We start from the raw sequence: 12,656 nt of genomic DNA, 5'->3' as shown, positions 1-12,656 counted from the left end.
ACGGACGCCGCCGCCGTGCGCGCCGCGGGATGCGGACGACTGCTCGCGTCCGACCCAGCGGGCGCTTCCCCAGCCGACGATCGACGCCCAGACCGGGAAGAGCAGGACGCCGACCACCGTCATGCCCGCACCGAACCCGAACGCGACGTTGAGGCGGTACAGCGCGATCGCGAGGACCACCAGGAACGCGATGTTCACGAACGGGATGAACGCCAGGATCACGAGCCACGGCGACAGCCCCGCCAGCTGCAGGACGACGACGATGTTGAGGATCGGCACCCAGGCCTTGAAGGATTCCTCGCCGGACTTGCGGAACACCGCTGACAGCGCGAGGGCCGTCCAGACGTAGAGGCCGGCGAACAGGAGGAGACCGGTCAGCGTCCCGAAGACGGCGGCGGTGGCATCGGTGGCGTTCATGGCATGGGACGCACAGGCTGGGCCCGTCGTCTCCCCCTCTCGGCGAATCTGCTGCGGACGCCCGTTTCGGGCGCCAGTGGTCGGAGCAACGATCTCAACGATACGGTCGCGCGGGCTCCGCGCCAGAACCCTTTTTCGCTGCGCAGTATCCGCCGCTCGGCGTCGACGGCGGCCCAGTAGCGCCGGGCCTCGTCGGCCGAGAGCTCGGCGCGCGAGAAGACGGCACGATCTGCGGCGCGCGCGAGCTCCGCCCCGGCGGGCGTCGCGAAGGCGGCGGCGAGCTCGCTCCGGGTGAGCGTCTTCGGTGCTGTGCGGCCCGTGTCGAGCGCGGCGTCGACGTACTCGTCCCAGCCCCCGGCGATGCGCGATGCCGGGGTGCCGGTGCGTCGCCGAGCCCGGCGGCGGGCGGCCTTCGTCCCGACGACGATCAGCAGCGGGCCGAAGGCCAGGGCGAGCACCAGCAGCGCGATGCCGCCGATGCGCAGCGCCGGCCAGAGCCACGCGAGGTCGACGGCGGAGTCCTCCTCGGGGGTGCGTTCCTGCCCCGAGTCCTCCTGCGCGGGATCCGGCGGCACGACCTCCTCGACCGATTCGGGGCGCACCTCGGTGACGTTCTCGGGGTCTCGCTGCTCGGTGACGTCCAGGCTCGGCGACACGGCGTATTGCGGCGTCACGTCGACGGCGACCCATTCACCGGCGGCCGACTGCACCTCGGTCCACGCCGTGAGGTCCTGCGCGCGGCATGCGCCGTCGTCGCAGGTGGCGAGACCGGGCTCTGCCGAGGTGAGGCGCGCGCCGAGCACGACGCGCGACGGGAATCCGAGCTCGCGGGCCATGAGGGCGACGGCCACCGCGAACTGCTCGTCGTCGCCGATCGCGGCGACGTAGTTGTCGGACGCGGTAGCCCGCTGATCCGTCTCGCGCTCGAGCAGGCGCGCGAACATGGTGTCGACACGGGCCAGCGAATGGCCCGAGGCGCTCGGCTGGAACGTGTAATCGGGGAGCGCTGCCGCCCACGCGGGCTGCTCCGCTCCGCGGGAGAGCCCGTGGCTGAGGTAGCCGCGCTCCCGCAGCAGCGACACCAGCCCGGCGAGGGCGGCGCCGCCCGAGCCCGTGGCATGCTCGTCCATCCACGTGCGCAGGCTCTCGGGGGCGGCAACCCCGCCGGGGCTTCCGGGCGCCTCGAGCTCGGCCAGGTCCGCGGTCGGCGGCTCGACCCCGCGCACGACGTAGCTGTCGCCCGCGGAGAGCCCGCCGCCGGCGGTCTGCACGCCGGCCGCCGCGGCGGCGTTGTAGTAGAACCGGTCGGCGAGCGACGCCGACCTGTCGCCCTCGAACTCGACCGTCGAGAGGCGGCCGGCGGTCGGCATCCAGATCCCGTCCCAGGCGTCGATCTCGACGCGCGCCTCGACCGGCGATCCCTCACCCGCGTCGAGAATCGAGGGCACCCGCACGAACCGGCCCGCGTCGACGGCGCCCTCGCCGCCCGAGCGGAAGACCTCGCCGTCGTACGCGTCGAGGGTCGCGATGCGCACGCGCTCGGGGAGCGCGATCCCCGAGCCTTCGGCCGCTTCCACCGTGAACAGGACGTCGCCGGCGCGGTCGTCGCCGAACAGGGTGCGATACTCCGTCAGCGGGCTGACCTCGGCGGACAGATCGATGTCGGGGCCGACCGCCGAGCGCAGCACGTCGCGCTCCGCGCCGCGGGCGGCGAAGGGTACGACGGCCACCGCGAGCACCAGGGCGCCCGCCACCATGCCGGCCCCGAGCGCCGTCCGGCGGCGGTCGGCACCCGTCGGCCGGCGGGAGATGCGCACCCCGCTGGATGCCGCGGCCCGCTGCAGCGCACGGATGCGCTCGTCGTGGGTGCGCCACGCGAGCCACAGCAGGCAGGTCAGGAGACCGGCGAGGCCCACGGCCGTCTCGACCGGGGCGTACAGCGCGACCGGACCGAGCCGCCACGGGGCGCTCACGGTGGTGCGTCCGAAGAACAGCCCGAACGTCACCATGCCGAGGGCCACCGGAACGGCGGCATAGGCGGCGCTGTCCTCGCGCCAGGCCAGCAGCAGCACCACGCAGGTGCCGACGAGGAACACCACCAGGGCGGGCACGAGCAGGTTGCGATACGAGCCGACCGGCAGCTCGACCGTGACGAGGTCCTTCCACCCCAGCACGAGGCCGCTGGCCAGCTCGCCGAGCCCACGGAGCAGGTCCTCCGGGGATCCCAGTCGCGAGGGGACGGCCAGCGGGATGCCGAGCAGCAGCACCGCGGCGGCGAGGAGTCCCGCGACCGACCAGCCGTTCCAGCCCCGCCACCACGCCAGCGCGGCGATGCCGCCGCCCACGAGGGTTCCGGCGACGACCAGCACCGTGAAGGAGCCTGAGCGGTAGATCGGCCAGGCGGCCACCGCCGCGATCACAGCGATCACCACCGCGAACGCCACGCCCACGCCGATGCGGGGCACCAGGCGGGGAGCGCGCAGAGCCGACGTCTCCGCGGCACCCGCGGATGCGGCATCCGTCCTCACCGGCACGGGGATCGGCCCGCTCACGACGTGGCTCCCCGCAGGAGCAGACCCGACAGGTCATCGAGGGTGCCGACCGTGAGCACCGTCATGCTCGACAGCGGCTGCATGCGCGGGTGGGCGCGCTCGTCGCACATGATGCCGACGACGGCGGTGTCGGCCGGGAAGGCGAGCGCCGCCTGCTGCAGCCGCGTGAGCGGCACGCGCGAGCCGACGACGACGAACGCGATCGAGAGGCGCTCGCCCGACTCGGCGGCGAGGCGGCACACCTCGCCCACGGGCATCGTGCTCTCGAGCAGGTCGACGCCGCTGAACCCGTCGAGCATCGGGCGAGGCGCCGCAGCGGGAATGCGGCGGATCGCGCGCAGCCGGCCGCGGACCACCCGCGGGATCTCGGAGCCGGTGACAATCTGCACGTCCCGGGCGTCGTGCACGGCGCGCAGGCCCAGCGACGCGGCGCACGACACCGCCAGCTCGAACTCGTCGGCGTCCGCGTACTCGGCTTCGGCCACGGCGAGCACGACGGCCATGCGGGAGCGCCGTGACTCCTCGTACTGGCGCACCATGAGGCGACCGGTCTTCGCCGTCGAGCGCCAGTGGATCTGGCGGCGCGAATCGCCGGGCACGTACTCGCGGATCGCGTGGAACGACATGTCGGCGTCGACGAGCCGTCGCGTGGGAGAGCCCTCGAGGTCGCGGATGAGCCCCGCGCTCGTCGAGGGCAGACCGGTGGTGCGGGGATGGACGTAGAGGTCGTGCACGTCGGGGAAGGAGTGCTCACGACGCAGCAGCCCGATGGGGTCGCTGCGCACGGTCGTCGCCGGACCCACTGTCACGATGCCGCGGGCGAGGCCGGGGATCTCCAGCGGCTGCTCGATGGCGTGCCCGGGACGCAGCAGCGGCACACCGAACTCCACCAGCCCGGCGCCCACCGCGACGTCGATGCGACCTGGAAGCGCGACCCGGTGGCCGTCGTTGCGCACGACGATGCGCCCGTCGACGCCGTCGCCCGCGACGACCCGCTGGTGCGTGAGCGTGAGATCGACGTCGTAGGCGCGCGCGCCGAACAGGAAGGGCACGGCGGCGACCAGCAGGAGGAGGGATGCCGCCCCCGCGACCATGAACTCGACCCAGCCGAAAGCGACGCCGAGCAGCAGCCCGGCCGTCGCCGCGACCGCCGCCAGGACGCCGGCGGGCCGGACCGTGCGTGCAGACCATGCGGCGGCCGTCGAGATCCCTGCGCCCGCCGCCCGCCAGGCCGCCGTCCACCAGACCGCCGCGCGCACGAACGTGCGACCGCGCCGCGGCTCCACGCTCGTCGCGGTGCCGGTCAGCGTCGTCGTGAGGTGCGTGCGACCCTCGGTGCCGGTGGACGAGACCGTGCGGGTGATGCGCGGCTCGAGGGTGCCCGTCCCGCCGCGTCGGCGGTCGCCTGGCCCGGCGGCGGCGCGCTCGGGGGTGCTCATACCGCTTCGCGTCTCGCGGGCGGCGCCACGTCGAGCAGCACCTGGCCGACCACGGTCTCCTGGGTGACCCCGTCGAACTCGGCCTCGGGGTGGAGGATCAGCCGGTGCGAGAGCACCGGCACCGCGAGCGTCTTGACGTCGTCGGGCGTCGCGTACGTGCGGCCCTGCGAGGCGGCGCGGGTGCGCGCAGCGCGGGTGAGGGCGAGCGCGCCGCGGATGCTGACGCCCAGGCGCACCTCGTCGGCCGTGCGCGTGCCGTCCACCAGCCGCGCGATGTAGTCGAGCACCAGCGCGTCGACGTAGACCTGGGCCGCGAGGTCGGCCATCCCGACCAGGGCCTGCGGCGTGATGATCGGGCCGAGGTCGGCGGTCGCGATCGCCGCGCCGTCGAGGATGCGGACGGTCGCGGCGTGGTCGGGGTAGCCGAGCGACGTGCGCATCATGAAGCGGTCGAGCTGCGCCTCGGGCAGACGGTACGTGCCGGCCTGCTCGACGGGGTTCTGCGTGGCGAGCACGAGGAACGGGATGCCGGCCTCGCGAGAGACGCCGTCGATCGTGACGCGCCCCTCCTCCATGACCTCGAGCAGCGCCGACTGGGTCTTGGGGCTCGCACGGTTGATCTCGTCGGCGAGCACGATGTTGGCGAAGATCGGGCCGGCATGGAACTCGAACACGCCTTCCTTCTGGTCGTAGACGCTGAGCCCCGTGATGTCGCTCGGCAGCAGGTCGGGCGTGAACTGGATGCGCGTGTTGGTGCCCTGCACCGACTGCCCCATCGCCCGGGCGAGGGAGGTCTTGCCCGTGCCCGGCACGTCCTCGAGCAGGACGTGGCCGTCGCTGAGCATCGCGGTGAGGACGAGCTCGACGACGTGGCGCTTGCCGAGCACGGCGCGCTCGACGTTGTCGGCGATCTGCCCGAACGTCTGCGCGAACCAGTCGGCCTGCTCCTGGGTGATCGTCATGTGCTGTCCTCTGTGGTGTGCGGGTGGGGCCCGCGGCGAGCGGATGGATGCCGGTGGTCAGGGTGCGGGGGGCGGCTCGGGGTTGCCGTTGTTCGGCTGGCACGCCGCCGAGAACTCGGTGCTCGCGGGGGCCAGCCCCCAGCCCTGGGCGTCCCAGTTCACCGTCACGGAAATGCCTTCGACCCGCTTCGCGCCGATGGGCACGTCCCACGTGTCGACCGTGTGCGGGAGCAGCCTGTCGTCCTCGTCGTAGTAGCGCAGTTGGGAGTTCCCGAAGGCGAAGACGGCTGACGAGCCGTTCGGGGCGTTCGACGACTGGCCGCGGTAGGCGAGCGGGCTCCCGCCGACGCACGATGTGACGGTCCAGTTCGCCTGCACCTGGTACGGGGCGCTGCCGGCGCGCGGGGTCACGGTCGACCACGTGGTCGCCGTGCCCCAGAACTCGTGGACGTATCGCACCTGGATGCCGGGATCCTGGCCGAACACCGTGCTGCCGGGGCCCCATCCCTGGAACTCGGCGCGGTTGCGGTTCGGAAGCCGCTCGGTCGTGGTGGGGTTCTCGCGGATCACCCAGTCGGCGCGTTGCTCCTGCACGTTCGGCCTGCCGTCCACGGCGAACGTCCAGCCCTGCGGCGCCCTGCCCGACTGCTGGGCGCGGACGGTCGCGGTCGTCTCGACGCGGCCGAAGGACTCGTCGTCCCACCACGACTCGACGCACATCCGGAACGCATACTCCTCGCCGTCCTCCAGCCCGGGGAAGGTGGCCGTCTCGCCGCCGTCGATGACCCTGCAGCGGTCACCGTCCTGCACGATTCCGTAGCGCAGGCCCGATCCGTCGCCGTTGACCACGGCCGACCCACGCGCCGTGACGGTGGCGGTGCCGTCGCCGTTCGACACCGCACTGAGCGTCAGCTGCGGCGACAGCGGACTGCCGATGCCGTTGGCCTGCACGGTCGCGGCGGCGCCCGATGCGCTGCCGCCGAGCCCCGGCGGCAGGTCGAAGCGGGAGTAGGGCGTGACGGTGATCAGCGAGGCGGTGTTGCTGCCCACGCGGTACCAGGGCACCTCGACGCTCGTCCGGTTGCCGTTGACCGGCACGCGCACCACCTCGCCGGCGGGGCTCGAGATCTCGAGGCTTCCCGTCTCACCCACCTCGATGCCGTCGATCACGAGCGACACGATCCCGCCGGCGCCGTCGCCGGTGACGACGGGGGCGGCCGTCACGCTCGTCGGCGCGAGCGGCGCGTCGTACGCCCAGGCCAGGGTGCGGACGCTCCCCTTCGACTCGCCCACCGCGTTGACCGCCCACGCCTCGTAGGTGCGCTGCTCGCCGTTGGGGGCTGCGACGGGCGGGCAGACGCCGTCCGCGGCGCACCGCGCGACCTCCTGGCCACCCGAGCGGACGACGAAGCCGGAGAGCGCCGGATACGCCGCGCGTGCCTGTCCCGGGTCGACCCGGAGCGTCACGGTGCCGTCGGCGTAGGCCGCCTGGCTGATGCTCGCGGGCGGCTTGGGGTACCCCAGCAGATCCAGCAGCACGCGCCCGTCGCGCTCGGCGTTCGTGACCCGGCCCTGGGCGTCGCGGACCGAGAACGTGGCGGTGCACGTCGCCCCCGGGGCATCCGTCGTCCACGTCGCCGTGATCGACGTCGCCGACGCGACCTGGAATCCCACGCCGGCGCACGATCCCGTCGGCCGCACATCGACGACCTCGAGCGGGGTGCGCGGCAGCGGATTGACCTCGCCGCCCGCGCCGATGACCGGGATGGTGCACGACGAGCCGGACGCCTGCGAGCACTGCTGCACGACGGAGCCGCCCTGCGGCAGCGTCGACGGCGCGGCGCCGACGCGGAGGATGAGGCGCGCGGGCGTCACCGAGGGGTGGCTCGTGACCGACACCAGGACGGCCTCCTCCGACCCCTGGACGGCGCGATCGGCGCCGGTCACGGTCACGGTGGAGCCCTCCTGCGTCACCTGGAACGCGGTGCCCGAGTGCTCGGTCGCGTACACGATGCCGTCCCAGTCCTCGCGCAGCTGCCATGTGGTCATGTTCTTGAGGTCGAACGACGCGGTCTCGCCGGGACCGACCGTGATGGAGCCGGGACGCAGCTCGGGCTGCGGATCGCGCGGGTGCACCACGATCGGCACCGAGAGGAGAGTCCACTCCTCGTCGCCCGACAGCCGCACCGGCACCTGGCACGCGTCCACCCACGGTGCGCCCGCTCCGGCGTCGTAGCGGATGACCGTGCCCGAATCGATCGCGCACGCGGCCTCCGCACGGGCTCCGGATGCCCGGACGTCGTCGCCGATCTCGATGAGCGCACCGCGTGGGCGTGCGACGAGGCTCGCCATGTCGAAGGTCCCCGACTCGAGCTCGGTGACTTCGGGGGATGCCGCGCCCGCGCGGAGCGTCAGCGCCAGGTCGTCGTCACCCGGCACGCGGAGGAACCCGTACGACGTGACCTCACCGGCAGCGCTCTCGCCGGTCACGGCGAAGGGGATGAGCTGCGTGGTCTCGGGGAGCGCGCCGCGCAGGCGCGAGCCCTGCACCGTCACCCCCTGCGGGTCGCCCCACAGCGAGAGCTCGAGGTCGCCGGCGTCGCCGCCCGACCACGTGACCTTGCCCGCCAGCACGTCGACGCCCCGCGGGAAGTCCTCGCGGCTCTCGACGGTGAGGCTGGTGTCGGCGACGACCGGGTAGTCCGGCACGCTCTCGCGCACCACCCGCACCACGATGAGGCCGCGCCCCGTGTTGCCCGACGAGGACTCCACGTCGTAGAGGAAGGACATCGTCGCCGGCTCGTCGCCCGCCGCGATGCGGACCGTCGCGTCGTCGACGGCGACGATCTGGTCGCCGAGACGCTCGTACTCCGGATTGTCGCTGCCGTCGATGAGGGTCGCCGGCACGTCGGGACGGATGTCGGTCACGCGCAGCTCACCCATCGTCGGATCGACGTCGTTCGAGAGCGGGCTCACGCGGATCGTGTTGCCGTCGCCCGCCTGCACCTGCACGTAGTCGGTGAAGGTGACCGGGCTCGGGTTGGCCTCGCTGTCCAGCACGCCGACCCGCACGGTGCCCTCGGCGGTCTCGCCGAACGCGTCGACGACGCGGTAGCGGAACGACACCTGCCCGCTGTCACCCGGGACGCTCGTGTACATGATCGACGCGCCGTCGGCCGTGATCGTGGCGGCCCCGCGCTCGGGCTGGGCGACGATGCGGTCCAGCGTCACGACGTCGCCGTCGGGATCCATCCCGAAGCCGTCGAACTCGATGAGCGCGGACTGGCCGCTCAGCACGCGACCCTCGAGCGTGTCGGCCGTCGGTGCGCGGTTGGCGTCGGCGTCGATGACCCGCACCCGCACCGCCGCGGTGTCGGCGAGCGCCGGCGCACCGGTGGTGAACACCGAGTACTCGATGCCGTACTCGCCGGGCTCGCCGGGCGCCAGGTAGCGCAGCAGGTCGCCCGATGCGAAGGCCAGCGCCCCATCGGACGAGGACCGCACGGACGCGGGGTTGAGGGTGGGCAGGCCGCCCGACGGCGCGATGTCGTTGTCGAGCACCGGGATGTCGATCTGCGCGCCGGCACGCACCACCACGGTGTCGTCGACGGCGATCGGCGCGAGCTCGGGCGCCGGAGGCAGCAGGTACACCGTGGCCTCGCCCTGGACGCTCGCGCCGGTGTCCTCGGTGCCGTCGCTCACGACGTACGAGACCGTGCCCAGCCGGCCGGCGGCGCCGTCCGCCGTCGTGCCCGACACCCGCAGGTGGTTCTGGCCCACGGCGTCGACCGACAGGGTGGCGCCGTCGTCGGCTCGCGCGGTGACGTCGCTCAGCAGCAGCACGCGGCGCGTCGGGTTCGAGACCGCGTCGAAGACCTCGAGCGTGGCGTCCTGCTGGGGGTGCACGAACGCCACCACCGGCGAGGTCGAGAGCTGGGCGGGCGCGTCGGCGGGCAGCAGGGTGATGCGGGCCGTGCCGGCCGCCTCGCTGACGCCGTCCGTCACCGTGAAGTCGACGCGGAACGTGCCGGGGTTCTGCGCCGTGAAGTCGAACGACGTCGAGCCGCCGACCACGGTCGCCGTCGCCGCGGCGTCGTCGAGTACGCGCACCGACTCGAGCGAGAGCGTTCCCGCCGTGCCGGTGACGTGGTCTGCGACGTCGATGGTCATGCCAGATGCCACCGTGTCGGTGACGGCGAACGACTGGGCGGCCAGCTGCGGCTGCGGCGACACCTTCACGGTGAGCGACTTCACCGCCGTCTGCCCCTGGGTGTCGGCGACGGTGACCGCGAGCTCGATGAGCTGCTCGCCCCCGTCGCCGGTGTCGCTGTGCTGGTAGACGACGTCGCCGCCCGGTGTCGAGGCGACGCTTCCGGTCCCCGTCACGTTCTCGACCGACAGCAGCAGCAGCGGGTCGCCCTCCGGGTCCACCCAGCCGGGGAGCACCGGCACGGTCACCGTGCCACCGCGCGCGACCTCCGGCTGCGGCCACTCGACGAGGCAGCGCTCGACGCCGCACCACTCCGGCGCCGACTCGGCGGCGGCATCCGCCACGGTGACGGTGACGGTCGTCGACTCCGACATCAGGCCGTTCTCGGTCGTGCCGTCGGTGACGGCGTACGAGAAGGTGGCCGAGCCTGTCGCGCCGGGCTGCACACGCACCGCGAGGCGCTGGTCGTCGTCGGTCACCGTCACGGCGCCGAAGGCGGGATCGAGGCCCGTGACCGACGCGGGGTCGATCGTGAGCACGTCCTCGTTCGGGTCGTGGTCGTTCATCAGCACCGGCAGCGAGGCGAGCGCCCCGGAGCGTACCCCGAAGGCGTCCGGCTCGGCGATCGGGGGCTTCGGGTCGAGCACGACCTGCAGCTGCTCGCCGCTCGGCACCGCGTCGGGGTCGGTGCGGTCGTCGAGGCTCCAGTCCTGACTCGAGGCGATGAGGGCGCCGTCGGGCACCGACCACGCCCATCCCGACCGCGTGTCGTTGAGGATCACGGCGGAGTCGCTCGCGACGAAGACCGGGCGGACCTGGTCGCCCATCGCCTCGGCGCCGTAGTCGAGGACGACCGTCGCGCCGTTCGAGCGCCACAGCAGCCCGCCCGCGTCACCCGTGCCCAGCCAGGCGGCGTAGGTCTCGCCGTCGTGCGTGACCGGCTGCGCCGGGGTTCCGAGCACCGTGCCGGTGCCGCCGCCGACCTCGGTCGCCATGCTGGAGCCGTCGGCCGGCACGCGCACGAGCGCGGTGTCGTCGGCGAGGTAGACGTCGGTGCCGCCCGCATCAGGCGCGCCGACGACCACGGTGCCGGTCGTCGGCGTCCGGACCGGGCCGTCCTGGCCACGCAGCCAGACATCGCCGTCCTCGGTGTCGACGACGGCCCACGTGTCTCGCGCGGCGGTGATCGCCGGCGCGGAGAGCCCATCGGCGTCGAGGGTGTCGCGGTCGCGCACCTGGCCGTCGCGGACGTCGTAGCGCAGCACCGAGCCGTCGGCGCGCGAGTACGCGAACAACACGCCCCGGGCGTCGACCGCGATCGCCTCGGCGGTGTACTGCGGCGTGTCCTCGTCGTCGGTGCGGAACGGGTCGAGCTGGGATGCCGAGCCGCTGGAGAGCCGCCCGGCGAACACGGCGCCCGAGTCAGTGAGATACGCCACGTAGTCACCCGCGGTGACGACCTCGGTGGTGCCGGGCGGCGTCTTCTGCGACGTCTGCAGCGCCTCCTCGTCGAGGTCCTCCGGCATCGCCGCGTCGATGCGGGTGAGCGTGCTGTAGCTGTCGCTGAACAGGTACGCGGCATCCCCCGTCTGCACCACCTGATCGGGATTGCTGATGCTGCGGACGGTGTCGAGCTCGCCGACCGAGGTGTTCACCCGTGCATAGCGCCTGCCGTCGCCGGTCTGCAGCGCCCACACCGCCGTGTCCACGTCGGGTGTCTCCTGGGCGTCCAGGCCCGGCCACACGATGCTGACCCCGATCACCGCGGCCGCCACCGCGCCGGCGGCGACGAGGCCGGTGACCGTGCCGCGGCGCATCACAGCACCCCCACGGCCAGCAGCACCGCGACGACGGCGCCGGCGCCGGCGACCACTCCCGCGCCGATGCCGACGACCCACGGCAGCGCGCCGCCGCCGCGTCTGCGGCGCGCGGGCGCCGAGATCTCCGTGTCTTCGTCACGGGCGAGGGCTGCCACCCCGGTGCCTGCCCGGGACTTGCGGGTGAGGTCGCGCTCGACATGGGAGCGGGCCGGTCCGCGCAGCGCCGAGTCGCCGAAGTCGACCGGACCGGATGCCGGTGACCACTCCGCGTCGGGGATCTCGAGCGGCGTCGGCGAGAGGCCCAGCCCCGCCTGCACCTCGCGCAGCGCCTCGCCGAACGCACGCGCCGAGTCGTAGCGGCGACCGGGGTCGCGGCTCATCGCCGTGGCGAGCACGCTCTGCAGCGACGCCGGGACGTCGGCGCGGGGGATCTCGACGTAGGTGGCGCGCGCGATGCGACGCCGCAGCAGATCCTTGGTGTTCTGGCCGCGCTCACGCCGCTCGAAGGGGCTGTGACCCGCGAGCAGCGAGTACACCGTCGCGCCGATGCTCCACACCTCGCTCGTGACGGTGCCGCTGGTCTGCTCGGCCACGACCTCGGGCGAGCTCCACGGGATCGACATCGCCAGCACCTCGCCGCCGCTCTTGCGCTGGAGCGACGCTGAGATGCCGAAGTCGGCGAGCACCGGGGTGCCGAAGGTCGTGATGAGGATGTTGCTGGGCTTGACGTCGCGGTGGATGAGGCCGGCGCGATGCGCCGACTCCAGCGCGCTCGCCATGCGCACGCCGATCGCGAGCACCTCCTCGACGGGGATGCGCTCCACCCGGTAGCGCTGCGCGAGCGAGCCGGGGCAGTACTCCATGACGATGTACGGCCGCCCGTCGGCGGAGATGCTGGCCTGGTAGACGGTCACGATCGAGGGATGGGCGGACAGGTGCGCCAGCACATCGGCTTCGGCGTTGAACATGCGCCGCAGCTCGGGGTCGCGCACGTCGCTGGGCATGACCTTGACCGCGACGTTGCGGCGGGGCATGTCCTGCTCGTACAGGAAGACGTCGGCGAATCCGCCGGAGCCGAGAGGGCGGATGTAGGCCAGCCCGGGAAGTATCGGGGGCGCCGAGGGAAGCCGTGTGGCCACCACACCTCCCCCGCAGTCCGCTACCTTGACACGACCCGTGCCGTCGTGACGGCAACAAACCTGGCCATGCTAACAAAATCACTTCTGAGAACCCGCGCCGGCCCCCGCCGGCTGTGC

General features: G+C 73.2%; 6 protein-coding genes. All 6 read right to left on the bottom strand.

The window, feature by feature from the left end:
• Nucleotides 1-417, bottom strand: a 417-nt coding sequence (locus ACI3KX_RS16090; protein WP_404910359.1) for a DUF5684 domain-containing protein, incomplete at its 3' end; no start/stop codon positions are given.
• On the bottom strand, nt 414-2,969 hold the full coding sequence (locus tag ACI3KX_RS16085; RefSeq protein WP_404910358.1) for a transglutaminaseTgpA domain-containing protein: 2,556 nt from the start codon (nt 2,967-2,969) through the stop codon (nt 414-416). The genes ACI3KX_RS16090 and ACI3KX_RS16085, both read right to left, overlap by 4 nt.
• The gene (locus ACI3KX_RS16080) at nt 2,966-4,408 is read right to left on the bottom strand and encodes a DUF58 domain-containing protein (RefSeq protein ID WP_363356921.1); all 1,443 of its coding nucleotides are present in this window, start codon (nt 4,406-4,408) and stop codon (nt 2,966-2,968) included. Before ACI3KX_RS16080 ends, ACI3KX_RS16085 begins: the two co-directional genes overlap by 4 nt.
• Nucleotides 4,405-5,370, bottom strand: coding sequence for a MoxR family ATPase (locus ACI3KX_RS16075; RefSeq protein WP_349426340.1), 966 nt, complete (start codon nt 5,368-5,370; stop codon nt 4,405-4,407). The genes ACI3KX_RS16080 and ACI3KX_RS16075 overlap by 4 nt, the downstream gene beginning before the upstream one ends.
• 57 nt (nt 5,371-5,427) lie before the next feature.
• Nucleotides 5,428-11,397, bottom strand: a complete 5,970-nt coding sequence (locus ACI3KX_RS16070; RefSeq protein ID WP_404910357.1) for an Ig-like domain-containing protein — start codon at nt 11,395-11,397, stop codon at nt 5,428-5,430.
• Nucleotides 11,397-12,539 carry a serine/threonine-protein kinase gene (locus ACI3KX_RS16065; protein WP_363356918.1) on the bottom strand — a complete coding sequence of 381 codons (1,143 nt, stop codon included), beginning with the start codon at nt 12,537-12,539 and terminating at the stop codon, nt 11,397-11,399. Before ACI3KX_RS16065 ends, ACI3KX_RS16070 begins: the two co-directional genes overlap by 1 nt.
• Nucleotides 12,540-12,656 lie beyond the last annotated feature (117 nt).

The organism is Microbacterium sp. ZW CA_36, assembly GCF_044987475.1.
Lineage (GTDB): Bacteria > Actinomycetota > Actinomycetes > Actinomycetales > Microbacteriaceae > Microbacterium.
The sequence above is the reverse complement of the archived record's forward strand: the minus strand, read 5'-3'. Positions and strand labels throughout refer to the sequence as shown.

Bases quoted from the DNA above. Each gene is read 5' to 3' on its own strand.
- ACI3KX_RS16075 (WP_349426340.1), bottom strand. From the start codon at position 5,370: ATGACGATCACCCAGGAGCAGGCCGACTGGTTCGCGCAGACGTTCGGG.
- ACI3KX_RS16070 (WP_404910357.1), bottom strand. From the start codon at position 11,397: ATGCGCCGCGGCACGGTCACCGGCCTCGTCGCCGCCGGCGCGGTGGCG.
- ACI3KX_RS16080 (WP_363356921.1), bottom strand. From the start codon at position 4,408: ATGAGCACCCCCGAGCGCGCCGCCGCCGGGCCAGGCGACCGCCGACGC.